21 protein-coding genes and 1 pseudogene are annotated in these 23,063 nt (G+C 71.1%); 9 read left to right on the top strand and 13 right to left on the bottom strand.

Annotated features, from left to right (window positions below; genetic code table 11):
- Positions 1-235: 235 nt before the first annotated feature.
- Positions 236-1,519, top strand: coding sequence for a vanadium-dependent haloperoxidase (locus NON19_RS11155; protein ID WP_255926871.1), 1,284 nt, complete (start codon positions 236-238; stop codon positions 1,517-1,519).
- 101 nt (positions 1,520-1,620) lie between these two features.
- Here the strand turns inward: NON19_RS11155 and NON19_RS11150 are convergent, their stop codons facing one another.
- The 6 genes from NON19_RS11150 to NON19_RS33145 all read right to left on the bottom strand — a co-directional run bounded on the left by NON19_RS11150 (position 1,621) and on the right by NON19_RS33145 (position 6,934).
- Entirely contained in the window at positions 1,621-3,252 is a 1,632-nt protein-coding gene (locus NON19_RS11150; protein ID WP_255926869.1) for a transporter, read from the bottom strand.
- Positions 3,249-4,031: an ABC transporter ATP-binding protein gene (locus NON19_RS11145; RefSeq protein ID WP_255926867.1), complete on the bottom strand. Its 783-nt coding sequence runs from the start codon at positions 4,029-4,031 to the stop codon at positions 3,249-3,251. Before NON19_RS11145 ends, NON19_RS11150 begins: the two co-directional genes overlap by 4 nt.
- Positions 4,032-4,142: 111 nt before the next feature.
- The gene (locus NON19_RS11140; protein WP_255926865.1) at positions 4,143-5,093 is read right to left on the bottom strand and encodes an alpha/beta hydrolase; all 951 of its coding nucleotides are present in this window, start codon (positions 5,091-5,093) and stop codon (positions 4,143-4,145) included.
- A gap of 125 nt (positions 5,094-5,218) precedes the next feature.
- Positions 5,219-5,608, bottom strand: a complete 390-nt coding sequence (locus NON19_RS11135; RefSeq protein WP_255926863.1) for a hypothetical protein — start codon at positions 5,606-5,608, stop codon at positions 5,219-5,221.
- Between the two features lie 81 nt (positions 5,609-5,689).
- Positions 5,690-6,076 carry a hypothetical protein gene (locus NON19_RS11130; protein ID WP_255926861.1) on the bottom strand — a complete coding sequence of 129 codons (387 nt, stop codon included), beginning with the start codon at positions 6,074-6,076 and terminating at the stop codon, positions 5,690-5,692.
- A gap of 207 nt (positions 6,077-6,283) precedes the next feature.
- Positions 6,284-6,934 carry a LysM peptidoglycan-binding domain-containing protein gene (locus NON19_RS33145; RefSeq protein WP_303653585.1) on the bottom strand — a complete coding sequence of 217 codons (651 nt, stop codon included), beginning with the start codon at positions 6,932-6,934 and terminating at the stop codon, positions 6,284-6,286.
- A gap of 668 nt (positions 6,935-7,602) precedes the next feature.
- On the opposite strand from NON19_RS33145, the gene NON19_RS11115 reads away from it, so the two are divergent.
- The 6 genes from NON19_RS11115 to NON19_RS11090 all read left to right on the top strand — a co-directional run bounded on the left by NON19_RS11115 (position 7,603) and on the right by NON19_RS11090 (position 14,761).
- On the top strand, positions 7,603-8,988 hold the full coding sequence (locus tag NON19_RS11115) for a cytochrome P450 (RefSeq protein ID WP_255926859.1): 1,386 nt from the start codon (positions 7,603-7,605) through the stop codon (positions 8,986-8,988).
- Between the two features lie 83 nt (positions 8,989-9,071).
- Complete coding sequence (locus NON19_RS11110; RefSeq protein WP_255926857.1) at positions 9,072-9,623, top strand: GNAT family N-acetyltransferase; 552 nt, start codon at positions 9,072-9,074, stop codon at positions 9,621-9,623.
- A 21-nt stretch (positions 9,624-9,644) separates the two neighbouring features.
- The gene (locus tag NON19_RS11105) at positions 9,645-10,178 is read left to right on the top strand and encodes a GNAT family N-acetyltransferase (protein WP_255926855.1); all 534 of its coding nucleotides are present in this window, start codon (positions 9,645-9,647) and stop codon (positions 10,176-10,178) included.
- A gap of 267 nt (positions 10,179-10,445) precedes the next feature.
- Positions 10,446-11,234 (top strand): class I SAM-dependent methyltransferase, encoded by a 789-nt coding sequence (locus tag NON19_RS11100; protein WP_255926853.1) that lies wholly within the window; start codon positions 10,446-10,448, stop codon positions 11,232-11,234.
- Between the two features lie 150 nt (positions 11,235-11,384).
- Entirely contained in the window at positions 11,385-13,205 is a 1,821-nt protein-coding gene (locus NON19_RS11095; protein WP_255926851.1) for an alkaline phosphatase family protein, read from the top strand.
- 251 nt (positions 13,206-13,456) lie between these two features.
- On the top strand, positions 13,457-14,761 hold the full coding sequence (locus tag NON19_RS11090) for a serine hydrolase domain-containing protein (protein ID WP_255926849.1): 1,305 nt from the start codon (positions 13,457-13,459) through the stop codon (positions 14,759-14,761).
- A gap of 41 nt (positions 14,762-14,802) precedes the next feature.
- On the opposite strand, the gene NON19_RS11085 is transcribed toward NON19_RS11090, so the two are convergent.
- The 4 genes from NON19_RS11085 to NON19_RS11070 all read right to left on the bottom strand — a co-directional run bounded on the left by NON19_RS11085 (position 14,803) and on the right by NON19_RS11070 (position 18,913).
- The gene (locus tag NON19_RS11085) at positions 14,803-16,473 is read right to left on the bottom strand and encodes a SpoIIE family protein phosphatase (protein ID WP_255926847.1); all 1,671 of its coding nucleotides are present in this window, start codon (positions 16,471-16,473) and stop codon (positions 14,803-14,805) included.
- Positions 16,474-16,586: 113 nt separating this feature from the next.
- Complete coding sequence (locus tag NON19_RS11080; RefSeq protein ID WP_255926845.1) at positions 16,587-17,093, bottom strand: DUF6624 domain-containing protein; 507 nt, start codon at positions 17,091-17,093, stop codon at positions 16,587-16,589.
- 132 nt (positions 17,094-17,225) lie between these two features.
- On the bottom strand, positions 17,226-18,122 hold the full coding sequence (locus tag NON19_RS11075; protein ID WP_255926843.1) for a DMT family transporter: 897 nt from the start codon (positions 18,120-18,122) through the stop codon (positions 17,226-17,228).
- A gap of 5 nt (positions 18,123-18,127) precedes the next feature.
- Positions 18,128-18,913 carry a polysaccharide deacetylase family protein gene (locus NON19_RS11070; protein ID WP_372514089.1) on the bottom strand — a complete coding sequence of 262 codons (786 nt, stop codon included), beginning with the start codon at positions 18,911-18,913 and terminating at the stop codon, positions 18,128-18,130.
- A gap of 109 nt (positions 18,914-19,022) precedes the next feature.
- On the opposite strand from NON19_RS11070, the gene NON19_RS11065 reads away from it, so the two are divergent.
- Both NON19_RS11065 and NON19_RS11060 read left to right on the top strand, forming a co-directional pair.
- Positions 19,023-20,090 carry an MGDG synthase family glycosyltransferase gene (locus tag NON19_RS11065; RefSeq protein ID WP_255926841.1) on the top strand — a complete coding sequence of 356 codons (1,068 nt, stop codon included), beginning with the start codon at positions 19,023-19,025 and terminating at the stop codon, positions 20,088-20,090.
- Between the two features lie 104 nt (positions 20,091-20,194).
- On the top strand, positions 20,195-21,025 hold the full coding sequence (locus tag NON19_RS11060; protein WP_255926839.1) for an SDR family NAD(P)-dependent oxidoreductase: 831 nt from the start codon (positions 20,195-20,197) through the stop codon (positions 21,023-21,025).
- An 18-nt stretch (positions 21,026-21,043) separates the two neighbouring features.
- Here NON19_RS11060 and NON19_RS11055 read toward each other — a convergent pair whose 3' ends face one another.
- The 3 genes and pseudogenes from NON19_RS11055 to NON19_RS11045 all read right to left on the bottom strand — a co-directional run bounded on the left by NON19_RS11055 (position 21,044) and on the right by NON19_RS11045 (position 23,003).
- A complete protein-coding gene (locus NON19_RS11055; RefSeq protein ID WP_255926837.1) occupies positions 21,044-21,682 on the bottom strand; it encodes an HhH-GDP family DNA glycosylase in 639 nt (212 codons plus the stop codon).
- A 300-nt stretch (positions 21,683-21,982) separates the two neighbouring features.
- Positions 21,983-22,390, bottom strand: a pseudogene (locus tag NON19_RS11050) (DUF6114 domain-containing protein); the annotation flags it as partial.
- Positions 22,377-23,003: a DUF6230 family protein gene (locus NON19_RS11045; protein ID WP_255926835.1), complete on the bottom strand. Its 627-nt coding sequence runs from the start codon at positions 23,001-23,003 to the stop codon at positions 22,377-22,379. The pseudogene NON19_RS11050 and the gene NON19_RS11045, both read right to left, overlap by 14 nt.
- Positions 23,004-23,063: the final 60 nt, after the last annotated feature.

Genomic DNA, 23,063 nt, shown 5'->3' with positions numbered 1-23,063 from the left:
TCGGGGATGGGCCACTCGGGTCGTGCGGCCGGAGTTGCGGGGTGCCGAGGGTGCCCGCAGTGTGTATCTGGCCACCGGCCGTATCGGTGAGCGGCACCGCCTTTGGCGGACGGCCGACCGAGTTCAACAGTCCGGCAGACGGGTGCCTGTTACACCCTGCCCGTCGAGCTTTCGACAAGGGGCTATGGCCGACGGTTTTCCAGAATCCGTCGTCAGCGAAAGGAAGCCACAGGACATGGGCGGAATAGGCAAGACACTCGCCGTACTGACCGGAACCGCGTTGGCCGCCGGACTCACCGCACCGGCCTACGGGACCAGCGCCGCCACCGTCGCGCACCCGGCCGTCAACCGGCCAGCCGCCGCTGGATCAGGCACGTCGGTGGTGGAGTGGAACCGTGAGCTCATCTCGATCCTGAGCGATCCGAAGGCCCAACCGGCCACCGTCCACCCGACGCGCAGCTTCGCGATCCTGCAGGCCGCCGAGTACGACGCGGTGGTGGCCATCACCCGGGCGGACCCCTCCTATCTGTTCTCGGTGGCCGCGCCGCGTGGCGCCCGCGCGGACGCGGCGGCGGACCAGGCGGCACACGACGTGCTGGTCGCCCTCTACCCGGCCATGCGGGCCCGGGTCGACCAGCGGCTGACCGGCCAGCTGGCCGCGATACCCGGCGGCGGCGCCAAGCGGAACGGCATCCGGGTCGGCGCCGCGGTCGCCCGTCGGCTGATCGCACTGCGCTCCCACGACGGCTCCTCGGCCGTACCCCCACGCTTCGTCCCCGGGGCCGGGCCGGGCGCGTACCGGCCGACGCCGGGCTCGCCCGCACCGGTGTACACCAACTGGGGCTCGGTCAAGCCGTTCGTGTTGACCAGCGCGAGCCAGTTCCGGCCCGCCGCGCCACCGCCGGTCAGCAGTGCCGCGTACGCGGCAGCGCTGAACGAGGTCGAGAAACTGGGCCAGGACACCAGCGCCACCCGCACCCCCGACCAGACCGCGTCCGGAAGGTTCTGGGCGGCGGCGCCCATCTGGAACCTCTGGAACCAGGCCGCACAGGACCTGGCGACCGCCCAGAACACCAGCCTGGAAAAGACGGTGAAAGCCTTCGCCACCCTCGACCTGTCGCTGGCCGACACCGTGATCGCGCTGTACGACGCCAAGTACCACTACCGGGTCTGGCGCCCGGTCACCGCCATCCGGCTGGGCGGCACGCACTACAACCCGCGCGTGATGGGCGACCCCGGCTGGACGCCGCTGCTGCCGACCGCGCCTGACCCGTCCTTCCCGGGCGCGCACGCCGCGCTCAGTCAGGTGGCGCAGTCGGTGCTCACCGGGTTCTTCGGCGCACAGCACCATCTCGCGCTGACCGCGAAGGGCACCACCCGGACCTTCGACAGCGTCCCGGCCGCCGCCAGCGATGCCGCGCTCAGCCGTATCTGGGCCGGTCAGCACACCAGCATCGACAACCGCTCGGGGCAGCAACTCGGTTCGCAGGTGGCCGAGTTCGTCAGCGGACACCTCTGACCGGGCCGGGCCGAGCACCGCTTCGGGACCTGAGCCGTTGACCGCCGTACGCGACGGCGCCCGGTGTGGTGACCGCACCGGGCGCCGTCCCACCGTGCGGGTCAGCCCTTGCTGACCGCCAGCAGGATCTCCGGCAGCCGTGCGACGACCCGGGGACCGGCGAGCCGCAGGCCAGCCCAGGCCGCGCCCAAGCCGTAGACCGCGCCGAGCGGTAGCAGGATCCACATCTGGCCGAACTCGCCGGAGACATGCAGCCAGATCGTCAGGGCGATCAACGGCGAACAGATCACGGCACCGGCGATCAGGCCGCCGAAGAGGGAGAGCCAGGCGATTCCGACCTGGCTTGGTGCGACGTTCTTGAAGCCGCTGCCCTGCGGGATCGAGTACGGGAACAGCGCCGAAGTCATGGCGCCCGTACCGAGGAGTGCGCCGAGCATGGCGAAGGACATGCCCAACACCTCCGGCAGCGACCGCCACGCACCGGTGACCGCGGCCACGCCGGTGACGGCGATCAGCACGTACGGGACCGCGATGAGCGACAACGCGTAGGCGCGGGCGCGCAGTTCGACGTAGGCGTCCCGAGGCGAGGCGATGGTCTGCAGGACCATCCAGAAGGCGGAGGTGTCCTGGCCGAACTGGTTGTACATCTGCATGCCGAGCAGTGCGGGGGCGAAGAAGGCGAAGTACAGGGAGCCGTGGCCCTGCGCCGCGTTGAGCATCGGCACCAGCACGCCGAGGGTCAGTGAGGACATCCACGCGGTCTTCGTCTTCGGGTCCCGCCAGATGTAACGCAGTGACCGCAGCATCACCGCGCCGGTACGGCCCGCGGGCAACGCGCCCGCGAGGCCCGAGCGGCCCGCACGCGCCTTGTCCGGCTGAGTGGCGGCCTGCAGGGTTGAGGAGTCCGGGGCGGTCATCAGCCGGGTCAGCGACCGCTGCCACCACCACAGCAGCAGCGCCAACGCCCCTGCGCTCAGGGCGAGTTCGGCCACCGCCGCGCCGTACGACCCGTCGCCCGCCGCCCGTACCGCGTCCATCGCCGAACCCGGCGGCACCCAGCGCAGGACGTCGGCGACCGGCACCAGGGCGTGCAGTCCCCCGGCGGCACCGAGTTTCCGTACGCCGAGGCTCACGAACTGCATGCCGACGCCGATGATCAGGCCGCTGAGCACCGCGAGGTCGCGGCCCCTGCGGCTGGTCAGCAGGCGCACGTTGGCGGTCGCCACCGCCCGGGCCAGCGCCAGACAGACAAGGAGCGTCAGCACCACGGCGAACACCCCGACGACCGCGGCCGCCGCGCCGTGTGCCGTGGCGATCACCGAACCGACGATGATGGCGAAGGTGAACGCCGGTCCGACGCCGATCAGGGACGCGGTCAGCAGCGCCGTCACCAACGGGACGGGCCGCAGCGGAAGCATCACCAGCCGGGTCGGGTCGAGGGTCTCGTCGCCGCTGGCGAAGAACAGCGGCACGACCGCCCAGCCCAGCGCGAGTACCACCGCGAGGAGGGTGGTCAGCGCGGCGAGGTGCGCGGTGCCGCGCAGCGCTGTCAGACCGAGCAGTTGGAGCGCGGTGAAGAGTGCGACGAGGACGATCGATGTGATGTAGACGGCCTTGCGGCCGGAGGACTGCCGTAGCCCGTTGCGCAGCAGCGAGAGCTTCAGCCGGACGAAGACCGGGGTCAGCGACGCGGCACCGGGGCGCGCCACCTGCTTCTGGGACGTACTGTTCATCGGGCCCCGCCGCCCAGCCAGTCCAGGTTGTCACCGGAGGCGGTGCGCTGGGCACCGACGAGTTCCAGGAACGCGGCCTGCAGGCTCGCGGCCGCGCCCCGTACCTCGGCGAGCGGACCCTGCGCCCGGATGCGGCCCGCGGCCATCACCGCCACCCAGGAGCACAGGGACTCCACCAACTCCATCACATGGCTGGAGAAGACAACGGTCGCACCGGAGGCGGTGTAGCGCTCCAGCACTCCGCGAATGGTCTGCGCCGAGACCGGGTCCACGCCCTCGAACGGCTCGTCGAGGAAGAGGACTTCGGGGTTGTGCAGCAGCGCCGCCGCCAGGCCTATCTTCTTGCGCATACCGGTGGAGTAGTCGACCACCAGCTTGTGCTGCGCGACCGCGAGGTCGAGCACGTCGAGGAGTTGGGTGGCCCGCCGGTCCACCTCGTCGCCGGGCAGGCCCCGCAACCGCCCTGTGTACTCCAGCAGTTCGCGCCCCGACAGCCGCTCGAACAGCCGCAGTCCCTCGGGCAGCACACCGATCCGCGACTTGACGGCGACCGGGTCGCTCCACACGTCGTGGCCGCCGATCTCCACCCGCCCCGAGTCCGGGCGCAGCAGTCCGGTGACCATCGACAAGGTAGTGGTCTTGCCCGCCCCGTTCGGCCCGACGAGCCCGATGAACTGCCCGGCGGGCAGTTCCAGATCGACCCCGGCGACCGCCACCTGCTGGCCGAACTGCTTCCACAACCCTTCGATGCGCACGGCGGGTGCCCTGCCTTGGTCCACTGGTGTTCCTCGTTCCCCTCGGATGGCCACAGGGGGCTGGTCGTGCCCCCGGTGTGACCAGCCTAGACTTCGCCGGATCACGAGGAAGCGGTGGCCCGTGCGGCAGAACCGTCACAGATACGTGGTCAGCCAGCGGTCCAGTTCTGCGAAGAATTGCTCGCGCGCCTCGGTTCCGGAGAGCACCAGATCGTGCACACCGCCCTTGATGCGTACGGTGGCCACATGCCGGCCCAGCCGGGGGGCGAGCGCGGCGATGTCGTCGGCGCGCAGCACGCCGTCGGTGTGGTGCAGCGCGTCGTCCCACTTGAGCGTGGTGGTGCTGGCGGTGGACGCCATCACCAGGACCGGGCAGTCGACCCGCAGCCCCCGGCGCACCCGGCGCTGCCCCTGTTGGATCGCGGCCAGCCAGCCGGGGTACAGCGGGAAGCCCTCGGCGGGTTTGAGCTTGAGGTCGAAGTCCCAACTGCCCCGGAAGTCGCGGTGCAGGCTGTGCACGTAGTGCGGGTTGAGCGGCGTCGGCAGCTTGCGGGTGGCCGCGAACCGGCCGAGCACGTCCAGGAGGGGAGCGCCGAGGGTGCGTACCGCGTAGGAGGCGGGCATCGACAGGAACGGGCTGTTCAGGAACAGTCCGTCGATGGTCCCCCGTCCCACCCGCCGGTCCGCGTACAGCGCGCTGACCAGCCCGCCGGTGGAGTGCCCGTTGACGAGCAGGGTGTCATGGCCGTCGACGTCTCGGATGATGCGGACGGCCTCGTCCAGTTCCTCGGCGTAGGTGTCGAGGTCGCGGACGAAGTTCGGCGAATGGTGGGGGCGCAGTGAACGGCCGTACTTGCGCAGGTCGAGGGCGTAGAAGTCGAAGCCGCGGTCGACGTAGAAGTCCGCGAGATGGGTCTGGAAGAAGTAGTCGGTGTATCCGTGGACATAGAGCACGGCCCGCCGTGTGCCCGCGGGCTGGGCCCGGCGGCGGACGAGGGTCGCCATGACCTCGCCCTCGTCATCGGGGGTCAACGGCAGGTCGACGGCTTGGTAGGGCTCGCCCAGTATGTCGGTACGGAAGTCCACGGCGCCGACTGTAGTGGCTTCGGTACAAGGGCGGCAGCGCCTGGGGGCCGTGGGCTTGGTCACTGCCCACTCGCCCTGGGCGGCAACGGCCGCAAGCGGCCGCCGTGTTGGTCTGTTGCGGCTGTCTACTCCGACTGCCGCTGCCGTTTGCCACCCGTACGGAAGGCGTGGATGCCATGGCCCTGCTGCTGCGCGGCCAGCATCGCCTGCTCCCAGGTCAACGCCCGGCCGTCGACGGCGAACAGCGGCCCTGTCTCCCGCTCCCCCGCCAACTCGCCCACCAACCGGGCCGCGCGCTCGCTCAACGCCATCTCCTGCTCGCCCTTCCCCAGCACGGTGCCCGCCCCCGCCTGGTCAAGACGGACATCGCAGACATCGAGCGACAACAGGTCCACGACCGGCAGTTCGCCTTCCCAGAGCAACAGCCACAGGGCGCGGTGCACGGTGTCGATGGATTCGTCGCAGAGGAGTTCTTCCAGCCGTTCGAGGGTGATGATTTCAGCCAACAAGGTCATGGTCCCGCAGTATGCCGTCACCCCCTGGCCCGGCATAGGGCCGGGTTGAAACGGCAATCAAGTGGTGACCCAGCGTGCGGCTCAGTGGCGCCACCAGTGCGTCTTGTGCCGCCGGGCCAGTGGTGGCTTGGTGGGCGCGGTGGCCGGGGGCGGCTGGGGCGGGTCCTGGGCGTCCGCGGGCGGGTGGAGGCCCTCGGTGGAGTAGTCGGTCCGCGCGATGGCGTCCACGAGTTGCTGTTCGGTGAAGTTCGCCGATCCGGGGATGTGCGGCACGAAGCCGACGAGCACGCCGTCGCTGACGACCTCGGCGTCCAGGCCCGCCGCGCCGTCGGTGTCCCACAGCGCCTCGATGCCCTCGTCGAGGACGACCCGGATTCCGAACTCGTAGACACCCACCTCGGCCAGGTGCGCCATCACACCCCGGGCACGCAGCGCCGCCACCAGCCGGTTGGCGCGTTCCTCATCCATGGTCACACCATAGATCCGGCACCCCGCGGGCGGCGGCTTCCGCTTTTGTGCCGGTGCGGCGCGTCCCACGGCCAGGACAGCAGTGGTCCGCGCCGCACCCGAGGCTGCGGTTCGGTAGCGCCATGAAGCGGCGCGGGGAACCGCGCGACCAGCCACGTTGGTGCCGCAGACGACCGACGGCACCTGGCCGCACTCCCAGCGGAGCGCTCAGTGCGCCGGGGGCAGGGTGAGCCGCTGTCCCGGGTAGATCACATCAGGGTCCGCGCCGATGACGTTCCGGTTGGCCTCGTACAGCCGCTGCCAACCGCCGGGGACGGCGGTCTGCGCCGCGACGCCGGAGAGGGTGTCGCCCTCGCGCACGGTGTACGAGGTGGTAGGGGCGGCCTCGGGGCGCGGGGCCGTTCCGCCGCGCGAACGGGCCTTGGGGGCGGCGTGCCGGGGGCCGCTGGGGCGCACCATCGGCTCTCGGCGGCCATCGTCACGCGTGAGGTGTGCCCGTACCGAGCAGACCGGCCAGGCGCCCGGCCCCTGCTGGGCGAGCACCGCCTCGGCCACGGTGATCTGCTCCGCCCTGCTGGCCAGATCGGCCCGCGGCGCGTACGCGGTTCCGCCGAACGCCGCCCAGGTCTGCTGGGTGAACTGCAGCCCACCGTAGTTGCCGTTGCCGGTGTTGATGCTCCAGTCGCCGCCGCTTTCACATCCGGCCACCCGGTCCCAGGTGGTGCCGGAGGCCGCGTCGCTGGTGCCGGGGCCGAGGAGCGGCAGGACGATGCCGAAGCTGCCGACGGTCAGGGCGGTGCGCAGCGACGGCAGGAGCCGTGGGGGCGCGGTGCGGCGGTGCCGCGGTCGTGCGGTCATAGGCCTTCCTCTCCACTGCGGTTCCGGCCCGCCGGTGGTCCCGGTGGGCTGTAGGCAGTACGGCAGTGCGGCCGTACCGCTCACAAGGCGCGAAGAGTTCACGGACCGCCGTGCGCCGCCCTGTGCCACCGCCCGATTACATGACGCTCCGTCAGTTCCTTGTGGCGGCTGGCACGCAAGTAGGCATAGGCGCACGGCAGTTGAACCATCCAACCCGAATCCACGCGCCATCGCCGAAGGCAGGCCGAGGCGGCGGCGCACGCCTACGGCACGGGCGCGGGTCCGTTCCGCCCAGATGCGGCGGGCTGGGTAGCGCGGTCGCAGTACCGCACGGTGCGACGAACGCGCCAGGAGGCGCACACCATCACCGGCCGCGCGATGATCCGCGTCTTGGACAACGCAAGGGAGCGGATCCACCGCCTGGTCCCGCTCGCGGACCGCCACCGCGAGCCGGACGGGCGAAACACGCACGGCTTCCTCCGCGTGGCGCAAACGCGACGGTCAGCTGTGGCCGCGACCGGAACTGACAGGGCGCGCCAGGATCACCCGTACGAACTCCTTACGTCGGTGGGAGATGGGTAACCAACAGATGGTTCCCCATGAACGGCTCGGTCGACGAACGACGCCACTTTCACAACGATCCGGCTTTCGCGAGGAGAGGACGTGCCATGCCCGTGACCGCAGTTCCGCTCGTGCCCACCCCAGGGCCACGGGGGCTCCCGCTGGTCGGCAACCTCCCCGCGTTCGGCAGGGATCCGCTGGGCTTCCTGGCACGGCTGCGGGACGAGTTCGGCGATGCGGTGACGTGGTCGTTAGGGCCGAGGCGGAGCCTGTTCATCTCCCACCCGCAGCACATCGCCGAGTTGCTGGGGGCGGTGGAGCGCGGCTTCGGCATCCTGCAGATCGGCTGGGCGTTCCGCCAGGTGACCGGGGAGAGCGTGATCCTCAGTGAGGGTGCCGACTGGCGCCGCAAACGCGCGCTAGTGCAGCCGACCGTCCGCCCCCGCCAGGTACGCGGGTACGCGGCGACCATGGTCGACTGCGCACGGGCGGCGAGCGATCGCTGGCGGGACGGCGAACGCATTGACGTACGTGCGGAGATGGCGCTGATCACCCAACGCATCGTGCTGCGCACCCTGTTCGGCAACGACCTGGGCGATCAGTCCCGTGCCCTCGGTGACGCGATGGGCGTGGCGCAGGAGGTGGTCGGGGCCGAGGTGCGGGGCATCAGTTTGTTCCTGCCCGCCTGGGTACGCACCCGGAACCGGCGGCGGCTGCTCACCGCCGTCGCCACCGTGGACGCCGAGTTGCACCGTCTGATCAGTGAGCGGCGAGCCAGCGGCTCCGAGGCCGGTGACGACCTGCTGGGCAGGCTGCTGGCCGCCCGGGACGACCAGGGCCGACCACTGTCGGCGAAGGAGGTGCGCGATGAGGCGGTCACGCTGTGGGCGGCGGGCCACGAGACCACCTCCACGACGCTGACCTGGACCTGGTACCTGCTGGCGTCCTCGCCCAGCGTCCGCGCCCGGCTGCATGACGAACTGCACCGGGTGCTCGGCGGCCGGGCGCCCACCATCGACGACTACGAACGGCTGACCTGGACCCAGCAGATCATCAAGGAGGCGCTGCGGCTGTACCCCCCGTCCTGGCTGATCCCCGCGGTGGCCCGGGACGGCGCCACGCTCGGCGGCACACCCGTCCCGGTCGGCACGACGGTGTGGTGCAGCCAGTGGACGACGCACCGCGATCCCCGCTGGTTCCCCGACCCCACGGCGTTCCGGCCCGAGCGCTGGGAGCCCGATGCCCCGGACGTGGTTCCCGATCACGCGTGGTTTCCCTTCGGCGGCGGCCAACGCACCTGTCTGGGCGCCCGGTTCGCGTTGGTGGAGGCGGCGCTCGTACTGGCCACCTTGGCCCAACACTTCCACCTCGACATCACACCAACCCAGGCGACCCCACAGGTCGGCCTGCTCCTGCAGCTAGCCACTCCCCTGCGCGCCACCCTCCGGCGGCTTCCTGCCGCGTCGCGGGGCGTGTGCCAGGCGTCGGCCTGAGTGGGGCGGCGGGCGACTTTTGTACCGTGTCGCGCACCCGTGCGAAGATCTTTGTGCACTGGTTCTGAGCGCGGAAGGCAACGATGCACCCGATATCCCTGGGCGACGACGGCGCTGAGCTGCGCCCGCTCGAACCGCGGCATGCGGGCGAACTGCTGGCCAACATCGACCGGGGGCGGCAGTTCATCGGGCGCTATATCGGACTGCCGGACAAGGTCACGGATCTGGAGTCCAGCCGGGCCTACCTCACCGCGTACGAGGAGAAGTCGGCGGCCAACGCCGGGCGGATCTACGGCATTTGGACGGACGGCCGACTGGTCGGCGGGGTCCTCTTCCGGACGATGGACGTCGGGCAGGGCACCGCCGAGGCGGGCTGCTGGCTGGAACCGTCAGCGGTGGGTAAGGGTCTGGTCACCCGGGCCGCGCGCGTGATCATCGACTGGGCCATCACGCAGTTGGGCATCCACCGTGTGGAGTGGCGCGCCTCGGCGGCGAACGAGGCCAGCATCGCCGTGGCCAGGCGCCTCGGTATGACGAGGGACGGCGTGCTGCGGGAGAGCTTCCTGTACCGGGGCGAGCGGCAGGACATCGAGGTCTGGTCGGTACTCGCGCCGGAGTGGCGAGCGGGCGAGTAGCCCACGAGGCACCATGGGCAGATGACCATGGACCCATCCACCACCCCACTTGTCGTGGCGCGTCTCCAGCGGTACGGCGAGGCGGAGTTGCGCGAGATATTCGGCGACGACAGCGATCCGTTCGGCGTGGCGTCGACCGGTCTGACGTGGCTGCCGAAGGAAGTGCACTTCGGCATCCGGCGGCACGGCCGCCTGCTGGCGCACACCGGACTGTTGAAGGCGCCGATCTCGGTCGGTGACCACACCACCGACGTGGTGGGCTTCGGCGGAGTTGCCGTCGCGCCCGAGTGGCGCGGACGGGGGCTGGCCCGGCTGGTGGTGACAGCCGCCCTGGAACACGCGCGCACCATGGGGCCGCGGCACGGGTTGCTCTTCTGCCGACCACCGCTCGTCGCCCTGTATGAGCGGCTCGGGTGGCGAACGCTGCCGGAACAGGTACGGGTCGAGCAGCCCAGAGGCCCCGTGATCATGCCGCTGCGCACCATGTGGACGCCACTTCGCGCCGACGCGCCCTGGCCGACCGGACCGGTGCGGCTACGCTCCCTTCCCTTCTGAACCACGCCCGCGACCCGCGCCGAGCGTCCCACCACGCCCCTGTTGTCCGCCGCGCGTCGCGCAACACCGTCAAGTTGCCTGAAGCACTGGCGAGTTGGCTGCCGCAAGAGGAAGGACATGACCGCCACAACAGCGCCTCCCTCAGCCACAAGGGCCGCGACCGCCGTATAGGTCGGCGGATGTACCTTTGGATCCGGGTGGCCTCCAACCGCGCAGCCAGGCGGTCGTTGGCACCACGGGGAAGCCTCATTCCGGGAGGACGTGACGATGACCACGCTCAAGGGCGACGCCGACTACGGCCGGATCGGCGAGGGCTACGCCCGGGTCCGTCGCGCCGACCCGCGGATCGCCGCACTGGTCCATGCAGCCCTCGGCGACGCCCGTACCGTCGTCAACGTCGGTGCGGGCGCCGGATCGTATGAGCCGTCCGACCGCCACGTACTGCCCGTCGAACCGTCTGCCGAGATGCGGGCGCAGCGCCCGGCCCGTCTCGCGCCCGCCATCCACGGCTTCGCTGCGGCGCTGCCCTTCGACGACGGCTCGGTGGACGCCGCCATGGCCCTGCTCACCGTCCACCAGTGGCCCGACGCCGCCGCAGGACTGCGGGAGATGCGCCGGGTGGCACGCGGTCCGGTCGTGGTGCTCACCTTCGACCCCGAGGCGTTGGGGCGGCTGTGGCTGATGGACTACGTGCCGGAACTGCGGGCGGTCGAAGCCCGCCGTTACCCCGCCATCGGCACCATCACCGCCGCTCTCGGCCCGGACACCGAAGTGCGTCCGGTGCCGATCCCGATCGACTGCGTGGACGGGTTCAGCGAAGCCTTCTACGCACGCCCGGAAGCGCTGCTCGACCCGGCGGTGCGCCGGGCGCAGTCGGGTTGGAGCTTCCTCGAACCGGGCGTCGAGGAGCCTGCGGTCTCGGCGCTCGCCGCCGACCTGGCCTCCGGCGCCTGGGACGAGCGCCATGGACACCTGCGTACTCAGCCGGAGTTCGACGGCGCGGTGCGACTCGTGGTCAGCCGCGGATCCGCGCCCAGGTGGCGAGGCGCTGCCTGAACACAGCGGGCGCGCCGCAGCGCACCCCTGTCGCAGCCTTGTCCCGTACATGATCAATTGGCCCGGTGTTACCGGTGCCGACAGCCGGGGACGTTACCAATGTCCCGTTCATCGGCGGTATTGTTGATCCCCACGGGCGAGGTACCGGACATGAGACTTCTGTGGCGAGCGCTCGGCGGCTTCCTGACCCTGATGGGTGCGCTCCTGGTGGCGGTGGTGCCCGCGAACGCGGCCAGCGGCAGCGGCAGCGGCAGCGGCAGCGGCAGCGGCAACCTGATCGTGAACGGGGACGCGGAAGCCGGGTACTGCACCACGGACTGGACGGCGGCGACCACCATCCCGGGCTGGACGGTGGAGTCCGGCAGCCCGGACGTCATCTGCTACTCGGCGGGCGGCTTCGGCCACCCCGCCAGCCCCGCGCCGGGCAGTGCCTTCTTCGCCCCGGGCAACCAGGGCGACGGCGCGATGCGGCAGACGGTCGACGTGTCCTCGGCGGCGAGCGCGATCGACGCAGGCGGGGTCAGCTACAACCTGTCCGGCTGGCTTGGCGGTTGGACGAACTACGCGGGGTACGTACAGGTCTCGCTGCGCTTCCAGGACGGCTCGGGTCAGCAACTCGGGCCCACCGTCGACCTGCCCACCGTCTCGGCCGCCGACCGCTCCAACACCACTTCCTTCCTGGCCCGCAGCAGCACCGGCGCGGTTCCGGCGGGCAGCCGCTCGCTACTGGTCGAGGTGCGGTTCCTGCAGTCATCCGGCGAGTCCGGCTATCTGGACAACCTGTCGCTGACACTGTCCACCCCGGTCAGCGCCGCCTCGCTCACTCCCCCGGCGTCCAAGGTGCCCGGCTACGACCATGTCTTCATGGTCATGATGGAGAACACCGACTACTCCGCCGTGATGGGCGATCCGACGGACACCCCGTTCCTGCACAGCCTGATGGCGCAGGGCGCGACCATGAACGACTACCACGCGGTCTACCACCCCAGCGACGAGAACTACCTGGCCGTCGCGGGCGGCGACACGTACGCCAAGGGCGCGACCTACTGGCCCAACATCAACGATCCCAAGGCCAACCTGGGCGACGAACTCGACGCCGCGGGCAAGTCCTGGAAAGCGTACGAGCAGGGCATGGGCACCCCCTGCAACACCACCACCGCACACGACTCGTACTACCAGCCGGATGACGCACCGTTCATCAACTACACGGACATCAGCGGCAACCAGAGCCGCTGCGCGGCCCACCTGTTCGACACCAGCCAGCTGACCACCGATCTGCAGAGCGCGGCCAGCACGCCGAACTTCTCGTGGATCGCGGCCGACGACTACTACGACGGCGAAGCCTCCGGCAACGGCAACGCCACCAGCCTGAAGACCCAGGACGGCTGGCTGCGGCAGACACTGGCGCCGATCACCCAGTCCCCCGCCTGGACCACGCAGAAGTCACTGCTCATCGTCACCTGGGACGAGGACAGCAGCGACCCGGACAACCACGTCGCCGCGATCGTGGACGGCTCCCAGGGCACCGTCCCGGCGGGCACCACCAGCGCCTCCCGCTACGACCACTACAGCACCGCCCGCACCATCGAGGCCGCGCTGGGGCTGCCCGGCATCACCGCCAACGACACCTACGCGGCACCGCTGAACGACGCCTTCGCGCCCGACTCCGCCCCGGCCCCGACCAGCACCCTGACCACCGGCACCCCGAGCGTCGCGAACGGGGCGAGCGTCACCTTCCAGTACGCGACGCCCCCGTCGACCACCAGCTCGACCAACTGGATCGGCATCTACCCGCAAGGTGTGACACCCGGCCAGAAGAACTCGCTGAGCTGGCAGTACGCACCGAACGGCAGCGGCAGCCTGACCTTCGACACCAGCGCTCTGCCCGGACCGGGCAGCTACGGCGTCTGGTACCTGTACAACGACGGCTACACGCCACTGGCGGGCCCGCTCACGCTGACCGTGAGCTGACGGAGGGCGGCTTCACGGCCGCACCCGCGGTGGCATTGGCGGCGGTTGGGCACTGTGGTAGAACCATCGTCGGCTCCGTGTGTACCCGTACGCGCACATATATCCGGGCAGCATGAGTACGCCGGGGCTCCACCGCCGTTCCACCGCCTGCCCGTTGACATCACCGCACGATCGACCGCCAGCCGTCGGATCGACCGTGGGCCGTCGACGAGGTGGGCGGTGCACGATCAGAAAAGGACATCGAAGACTTCATGACTCGATTCCTAGCCCGTTCCACCAGACGCGCCATGACCGGCGCCGTCGTCGTGGGAACGCTGGGCTCGATGCTGGCCACCGCGGTCCCGGCCAGCGCCGCTCCCGACCGGCCCGCCGCGCCCAGCGCCCAGCAGTCCAGCCCGGCCCCCGACATGGCGGCGCTGAAGCAGGCACTGCAGGGTGTCATCACCGCGGGGGCACCGGGTGTCTTCGCCCGGGTGGACGACACCAGCGGACACTCCGGCACGGTCAGCGTGGGCACCGGCGACATCGCCACCCGCACCCCGGTCAACCCCAGCGGAGACTTCCGCGTCGGCAGTGTCACCAAGACCTTCACCTCGGTACTGGTCCTGCAACTGGTCGCACAGCACAAGGTCGACCTCAACACCGCGGCCACCCACTACCTGCCGCACGGCGTACTGCCCGCCAACTCCACCATCACCGTGCGGCAGCTGCTGAACCACACCAGCGGTCTGTACGACTACACCAACGACCTGCTGACCGGTGACACCGTCACCGGATACCAGAAGTTCCGCTACCGGACCTACCGGCCGCAGGACCTGATCGCGGACGCCCTCAAGCACGGTCAGCAGTTCAAGCCGGGCAGCCAGTACAGCTACTCCAACACCAACTTCGTGGTGCTGGGCATGCTGGTCGAGCACATCACCGGCAAGCCGTACCCGACGGTGCTCAAGCAGCGCATCCTGGCACCGCTGAAGCTGACCCACACCGAGTTCGTGGTGCCGCGCACCACCATCGACGGGCCGCACGCCATCGGCTACCTCACCGACGACGACCGCTCCAAGCCGCTGTTCGACGCGACCAACCAGACCGCTTCGTGGATCTGGACCGCCGGTGCCCTCATCTCCAGCACCTCGGACCTCAACCGCTTCCTGCACGCGCTGACCACCGGACGCCTGCTGCCGCGCGCGCAACTGGCCGAGATGGAGACCTGGCAGACGGTGACGCCGACCTCCCAGTACGGCCTCGGGCTTCGCCAGTACGACCTGTCCTGCGGCACCAGGGTCATCGGCCACGACGGCATCATCGAGGGCTACCAGACCTACACCTACAGCACCAAGGACGGCTCGCGACAGGTCACCGTCTCCGCGAACGCCTCCAACAACTCCGATGTCTTCGCCGCCGAACGGCGCGCCCTGGAACCGGTGTTCTGCGGCAGGCCCGCCCCCGCCGCCCAGCGGCGCAGCCAGACCGTGGACACCCAGCGCATAGCGCAACAGGAAATGCCCAGCGCCCGCTCCCAGACCTCGGGGACCTCGGACCTGCTGGCAACTCCGTGATGTGAGGGCTGGGTTGGGGCCCGGGGCTGCCGCGCCGGGCCTCAACCGATCGTGGCGAGCAGCAGGGCCGCGTCGTCCAGCAGCTCGTGGCGGGCCTCGATGGCGCCGATGATGTGGTCGGCCAGTTCCTCCAGTGCCGTGGGCCCGCCGATCATCACGGTTTCGAGCTGGTCGAGGCCCTGGTCCAGATCCATGCCGTGGAACTCCACCAGGCCGTCGGTGCACATCAACAACGCGTCGGAGGCGGACAGTTGGAGCTGCACGGCCGGGTACGGGGAGGCGTCCGCCTTGTCGAGCAGGCCGAGCGGCGGTCCGCCGGGAACGACCGGGCGGCTGCAGCCGCCGTCCGCGCGTCTGATGAGCGGCCCCAGATGTCCGGCCCGTACGATGCTGGCCCAGCCCGTGGTCGGATCGAGGTCCGCGTAGATGCAGGTGGCGAAGCGCTCGGTGTCCAGGTCGTGCAGGAACGCCGAGGCGCGGCTGATCACGGTGGACGGCGGGTGCCCTTCGGTGGCGTAGGCGCGCAGGGCGATCCGCAACTGACCCATGATCCCGGCCGCGTGCACGTCATGACCTTCGACATCGCCGACCACGATGCCGATCCGGTGCGGAAAGAGCGAGATGACGTCGTACCAGTCGCCGCCGATCTCCCGGCCGCTCTGCGCGGGCCGGTACCGTACGGCGATCCGGGCACCCAGGCAGTCGGGGATGCGGGACGGCAGCATGGCGTGCTGCAGGCCGACGGCCAGTTCGTGTTCGTGGTCGTAGAGCACCGAGCGCTGGAGGGACTGGGCGATGGTGGATCCCAGGGCGAGCAGCAGGTTGCGTTCGCCGGAGGTGAACCCCGGGCGGTCCTGGAAGGCGATCGCCAGGGCGCCGACCGGTTGTGCCTGCGCGACCAGTGGCAGTATGGCGGCCCTGGTGAAGGCGGTCGCCTTCAGATACGGCCACATCCTGGGGTAGCGGTCGCGCAGCTCGTGTCGGCTGAGGAAGCGCGGAGTGGCGGTGCGGACCGCCTCGGCGAAGGGCATCGCGGCGGTCACCCGGGAGACCGACAGGTCCCTAACCAGCGCGTCGGGCAGCCCGGCGGCACCGACCACCCGGGTGTGGCCCTGTTCGACCAGGCCCAGGGCGATGGACGTGGCGCCGATGCGTTTTCGGGTCTCCTCGCTGGTCACGGCCGTGGTGACGTCCTCGACACTGAGTGCCTGGGACAGCGCGTAGGTGAGTCCCTGGACGACATCGGTCTGCCGCTGCCGGTCGACCCTGAGGGCTGTCTGCTCCGCGAAGTGCTGGAGCTCGTCGCTCGCGTCGCGCACGATGCCCACCACCCGCCGGACCTGCCCGGTGGCATCGCGCAGCACCCGCCCCTGGATGTGCGTCCAGCGGACGGTGCCGTCGGGGTGGCGCACCCGGAAGTAGGCGCCGTAGCTGGGCCGGGACGCCAGCGCCCGCGCGATGAGTGCCTGCAGGCCCGGCAGGTCGTCGGAGACGATCCGGCGCCCGAGGCTGCGGGCCCGGCCGTCGTACTCACCGGCCCGCAGTCCCATCACGGCGAGCCCACCGGCGTCCAGGGCGAGGGTGTCGGCCTGCGGATCCCACTGGAAGCTGCCCATGCCGTTCAGGGCGAGGGTGGACCTGACGTTGCCCGGCGCAGCGGTGTGCGGTACGGTCCGGTCCCGCCCCCGGTACGAGATGTTGTGCCGTTTCATGTCGGCCTCCGCCACGGCCGCGGGCGCGAAACGCTGGACGTCGGGGGGTCCCCGCACGTTGCCCCATATTCTACCGTTCGCCGCTTTTGCGGCTTTGTCGGGGCGGCCCGGGCTCAGGCCGCGGGGAACTTGGCGACGTACTCCGCGAACGGCTCGATGCCCACTTCGGCCCGCAGCGCATCCATCCGCTCGGGGTCCCGGCAGGGCCACGGGACGGGCGAGCCGTCCTTGATCCCGGCGATCTGTGTGCCGTAGATCTGCTCGCGCCCGTCGTTCACCAGCACACGGTCGCGCAGGAAGGCAAGCTCCCGGCGGCCGGCCGTGCCTTCGGCCACCACCTGTTCCATCAGCCGCAGCGCGCGCCGCTGCACATCGAGTTGCCGGTCGGCGTGCTGGGCGATCAGCCATGCGGCGCGGGCCGCTTCCTCGCCGACGAGTGCGGCCGTCGGCCAACCGTACTCGTCCATGATCTCGCCCAGCCGGTCACCGTGCCGCGCGGTAAGCCGCCGCCAGGCCAACTGGTCAACGGGGTCCGGGCTGTTGGCGCGGGGGGCGCTGTGGTGGTCGGCCTCCGCCATGCTGATCAGTTCCGCCGCGAGTACGGCGAGGTCGTGCGTCACTGTCCTTGCTCCAAGGGGCAGTTGGGTGCTGTCCCGGGTAACGGTAGACGCGCGCACCGCCGCGAAGATCGTCCCCGAGCACGGTGACAACACGGGCCCCGGCCAGGGATACTGGATCTACCCCGAAACACCTCAGCGCCGGACGGCCGAGCGTCGAGCGCGCGGCGGAAGCCGCTCCTCGTCGCCGAGCAGCGGTGAACGGGCCAGTACGGCAACGCAGATGGTGATGGCGGCGGCACCGGCGATCGCGGGCAGCAACCACCAGCCCTGTCGCACCTCTTCGTGGAAGGCGACCACACCCCACAGCACGGAGACCAGCGGGTCGGAGAGCGTCAGCCCGGGCTGCGCGGCGAGCAGCCTTCCGGCGTGCATCGCCGACTGGAGGAAGAACATCCCGGCGATGCCGGAGACGACCATGGCGTACAGCTGCCAGGACGTGCAGACGGCGGCGACGCCCCGGCCGCCCTGTGCGACCGCCCCCTTCATCAACGCGGCGGTCAGCCCGAACTGGCAGCCCGCCGCCACCCCGAAGCACACCGCCCGCCGCCCGCCGAGCTCCGGCCGCTCCGCGACCTTCCCGGTACGCCCCCACAGCACCGCGGCCGCCACCACCGCCACGTTCACCCCCACGCCGACCAGCCACACGACCCAGTCCACCGACTGCGCGTTGCCCCCGGACGGCGCCAGGCAGAACAGCATCACCGCCAGCCCCACGGTCATCCCCGCGACCGAGGACCATTCACGCCGGTGCAGCGGGGCGCGGAACACCCAGGAGGCGAGGATCAGCGTCAGCGGCAGCTCGAAGACCAGGATCGGCTCCACCACCGACAGTTCGCCCACCGACAGCGCGGCGGCCTGGAGCAGGAAGCCCGCCGTGACACCGAGCACCCCGAGGTACCACACCGGGCGGCCGAACAGCGCCTGGATCAGCCGCAGGCTCAGGCTGTCCTCGGCGGGCAGGCCCAGGTTGGCCTTGCGCTGGAGCACCGACGAGACCGCATTGGCGCAGGCGGCGAGTATGGCCAACACATGAGTCAGCACAAGGGTCCCGTTTGCTCCTGCCCGCCGGGGCGGGCGCCCTCCACGGTGATGCCGTGCTCACGTAGCGGACCGACCGTGAAGCCCTGTTGACGGCAGCATTCCACCAGGTCCGGGAGCGCTCGCAGGGCGACGCGCCAGGAGTCACCCCCGGACGTCCGGTCGGTGTCGTGCAGCAGTACCGTGCCGCCACCGCGCAGCCCCCGGCCCACGCGGTCGGCGACGCCACGCGCCGTGGCACCCGGCACCCACTCCCGCCCCCACGCGGACCACAGCACCGGGCGCAGCCCCATCCGGTGCGCCGCGGCCCACCGGCCGCCGGTGAGCACGCCGTACGGCGGCCGGTACCACCGCGGCCGGACCCCGCAGACGGCGCTGACGGCCGCGACGGTGCGCCGTATTTCCCGCAGATCGCGCGGCGGCGTGGTGGGCCACAACGGGTGGCGGTGGTCCCAGCCGTGTACGGCGACCTCGTGACCTCGGGCGACCAGTTCCCGGCCGGTCCCGGGCGCGTCCAGCAGGGCGCGGCCGAGCACGAAGAAGGTGGCGCGCACCGCCAGCCGGTCCAGGGCGTCCAGGAAGTACGGCGTGCTGCGCCCGTCCGGGCCGTCGTCGAAGGTGAGCGCGATGTGCCGGGGGTGGCCGCGCCCGTCCAGGGCCGGGAACAGCGCCCGGCGCACCGGCGGCAGCCAGGTCCCGGCCGGGCCGATGTGCCCGGCCACCCCGGCGAGCGCGCACATCGACAGCGCGAGGGGCGCGGTGGGTGAGGGGACGGCACGCACGTGGCCAGTCTCGCGCGCCCCCACGCACCCCTGCGACCGGAGCACATCACCCGACAGGCGGTACGCCGCAGCGCTGGCGGAAGTCGGCCGCTGCGGGAAGGGTCTTGGTGTGGCCCTACGGTTCGTGATCCTCAGCGCGCGCATGGGCGCGGGACATGACATGGTCGCCGCCGAACTGGCTCGGCGGCTGGCCCGGCGCGGGCACAGGTCGGAGACGATCGACGTCCTCGACCTGCTCCCGGCCCGCCTGGGCGTTCCGCTGCGTACCTGCTACGCCACGGTGATCCGGCACGTTCCGGTGGTCTACGACGCGATCTACCGGACGTACTTCCTACCGGGCGGTGACGGCGACACCATGCCGGTGGTGCTGCCCGCGGCCCGGGCGCTGCGGCGGCGGCTGGCTGCCGATCCGCCGGACGCGTTGGTGTCCACGTTCCATCTGGGCGCGCAGATCTGCGGGCGGCTGCGCGACGAAGGGGCGCTGCGGGTGCCCAGCGCCGTGGTGATCACGGACTTCGCGGTGCACCGGCAGTGGGTCCATCCGGGTAACGACACGCATCTGTGCCCGACCCCGCAGACCGCCGAGGACGTGCGGCGGCTGGGCGGCCGGGGCGCACTGGCGGTCGGGCCGGTGGTGGCGGACGCGTTCCACGGTCTGGCGGGCCGTGGGAGGGCCTCCGGCCGCGTCCCCGTGCTGCTGTCCACCGGTGCGTGGGGGGTGGGTTCGCAGTTGGCGGAGACGGCCGCACTGCTGGGCGGCGACGGCTGGCTGCCTATCGTGATGTGCGGGCGGCGCCGGGCGCTGCGGCGGCGGCTGGACCGGGTGCCGGGCACGGTCGCGCTGGGCTGGGTGCAGGACGTACCGGCGCTGATGTCGTCCGTCGCGGTGCTGGTCATGAACGCCGCCGGGCTGACCGCCGCGCAGGCGCTGGCGGCCGGGGTGCCGGTGGTCAGTTACCGGCCGATCGCGGGACACGGGGTGCACAGCGTCCACCGCATGGCCGAGTCCGGGCTGTGCGTCCTGGCGCGCACTCCGTGGGACCTGCTGCGGACGCTGCGTGAGCTGGCCTGTGACGGTCCGGTACGGCAGGCACGGATCGACGCGGGGCGGGCGCTGTTCACCGCCGATGCCGCCGACGTGCTCGCCGACGTCGCGTTGAAGGGGGTACCGCGCTGAGCCAGGCGGGTGTCAACGGCCGGGCACGGACGGCTCATTCGACTATCCGTTATGGGATGTCTGGGGAAGAATGACCGTGATGCGTCTCCAGAGGAGGGCTCCTGATGGAAGCCGCGCGAGCGTCCGCGGGCAGTCCGCTGCCGCACGGTGGACATGTGGTGGCCCGCCCGGCCATGGCCGCGCCCAGCAGTGCGCCGGTGGCATTGATCACCGGTGCGTCCTCGGGGATCGGCGCCGCGGTCGCGGCCCGGTTCGCCGACGGCGGCCGCTGGCGGGTGGTGCTCAACGGACGTGACCGCACCCGGCTGGACCGGGTGGCCGCGGCCATCGGGGGGATCCCGGTGGCCGGTGACCTCAGCGACCTCGAAGGATGCCGGCGGCTGGTCGGCAGCGCGGTCGAACTGGCCGGCCGGGTGGACCTGCTCGTCGCCGCGGCCGGTATCGGCTGGGCGGGACCGTTCACCGAGATGCCCACGACCGCGATCGACGAGATCCTCGCCGTCGATCTGGCCGCCGTGGTGCACCTGGTCCGGCTGGTACTCCCGCAGATGCTGCGACGTGACGCCGGGCACCTGGTGCTGGTGGGATCGATCGCCGGGGCCGTCGGTGTCCGGCAGGAGGCCGTGTACTCGGCCGCCAAGGCCGCGCTGTCCACGTTCGCCGACAGTCTGCGGTACGAGCTGCTGGGCAGCCGGGTGCGGATCTCCACGGTGCTGCCCGGAGCCGTGCAGACCCCGTTCTTCGCCCGCCGTGGCGCCGTGTACCAGCGCTCCCGGCCACGCCCCGTCGACCCCGCGCGGGTCGCGGACGCGGTCTGGGACGCCGTGGCGCACGACCGCAGCGAGGCGTTCGTGCCCGGCTGGCTGCGCTTCCCGGCCCGCCTCAACGGCGCGGCGCCCGCGCTGTTCCGGCAACTGGCGGCGCGGTTCAGCTGACCGGCGCGGAGGGCGAGTTCAGACGGCGGCCGCCTCCCGTACCTCCTGGGCCAGCCGCTTGTCGATCGCGGCATGCACCAGACCGTCGGTCAGCCGCGGTATCTCGGACTTCTTGACGAGTCCGGCCAACTTCTGGGCGGAGGTGGGCAGTCCGAGCCGCTCGGCTCCCTCCTTCGCCTTGCGGTCCACGTACGGTGCGAACTCCGGCCAGACCGCCTGGACTTCGCGCAGGAAGATGTCGACACCCACCGGGCCGATGCCGGGGATGTCGCGCAACGCCTTCTTGGGGTCCGACTCCTCGCGCAGTCGGCGCAGGTCCCCGTTGTAGCGGTCGAGCAGCAGCTCGGCGGCCTGGCCGAGTTGCGTGGAGGTCCGCTCGTCGTAGCGGCGGTAGCCGCCTTCGCCCAGCGCGTCCACGCGCTGCTGCCAGCTGGCGTCCGCCATCTTGCGGGCGTCGCGCATGCCCGCCTTGAACAGCGCACGGGCCGAGGCCACCGCGATGTCCGCCTTGATGCGGGCACTGAGCAGCATCGACAGCACCAGCATCTGGTACAGCGCGGCCGGGGTGTTCCTGGCGGTGATGCCCGCCTCGGCGGCGTAGGTCTTCTTCTGCCGGTCGAGCAGGGCTCGCACGACGGCTTCGTTCTTCGAACCCATGAGTGATCACCTACGCGGGTTGTCGGATCGATCCACTCACCCCGACTATCCCGCGGATCACCACGCTCCGCACCCAGGGGGCCGCCGACACCGGGGGCGGGTGCCTACCCCAGCGGCGCTGCCCGATCCGCTGGCCTCGGCGAGCAGCGTCGTGAGGTTCCGCGGCCGTTGTTACGCCGCGGTCACCCAGGCCGAGCGGACCGAACCCGCGGCGCAACCACGCCGCCCCGCCGCGATCCCCCGAGGGCGCCAACTGGCCGCCGATCAAGCCTCGTTGCCATCAGCCACGTTGCCACTCGGCGGCGCCCAGGAACACGCCAGCGCGCCGCCGACGAGCCCGCAGAGCAGTCCGAGCAGAAAGCCGCCGAAGTTGGCGAGCGGCAGCGAGATCAGCGCCAGCAGCATGGCCGCGATCCCCGCGAAGACCCGTACCTGCTGCTGGAACCAGAGGGTGAACCCCAGCACGATCAGCAGCACCCCGATGACCAGCGATCCGGCTCCGGCCGTCGTCGACAGTGCCAGCGGGATCCCTGCCAGGCTCAGCTGGGCGTAAGGGACGTAGATGACGGGCACGCCCGCCGCCATGGTGAACGCCCCAGCCCAGAACGGCCGGGTACCGCGCCAACGCCTGAAGGCCCGGCGGGCGTTGCCGATCGCCGGGCGCGCACCGGAACCCGTCAGGAGCTGCGCGAGGTCAGAAGCACTCATGGTGCCCCGCCCTGAGCCGTACCCTGATGTCCGGCACATCGAGGGTGACCGCCGTGACGGCGACCGCCTGCCAGCGTGCGTCGGCCAGGAAGACGGTCGATGCCTGCTGGGCCACGCCGTTGGGGTCGAAGAACCGCGAGTGCCGGTCGCCCGGGTTGACCGGTCCCTTGGTGAGGGCGCCCGCCGCCACACCGATGTTCAGGCCGTGGCTGTTCTGCTGGCGGGCCGTGATGGACGTCGCGTCGATGAAGATGTCCCGTGCCTCGGCCCTGCGTACCCGGTCCGCACCGGTGAGCCGCAGGGTGTAGGGGCCGAGGAACGGCACCTCAGTCACCACCGACTCGCACAGCCCCCGGATCAGCGCGTACCTCAGCCCGGTGACCTCGACCGGGATGCGCACGCCGTTCCTGGTCACGTCGATCGTGCTGTACGCGCTCATACCGTGCCCGACCAGCGAGTCGACGGACAGCTGGAACCGTTGTCCGGAGACGAAGAACGACGCGGCCAGCGCGCCTTTCGCTATGCCGATGCCGAGGGTGGTGGCCACCGCCATGCCCGGCACCATGATGACTGCGAAGCGCTTCCAGCGCGTTCTGCCGAGGCTGTGCGACATCCCCTTCCTCCCTCTGCAACGGCCAGCCGCAGCGCGCCGCGTGCCTGGGAAACAGGACTT

Source organism: Streptantibioticus rubrisoli, from assembly GCF_024436055.1.
Classification (GTDB): domain Bacteria; phylum Actinomycetota; class Actinomycetes; order Streptomycetales; family Streptomycetaceae; genus Streptantibioticus_A; species Streptantibioticus_A rubrisoli.
This window is presented reverse-complemented; position numbering and strand designations above follow the sequence as displayed.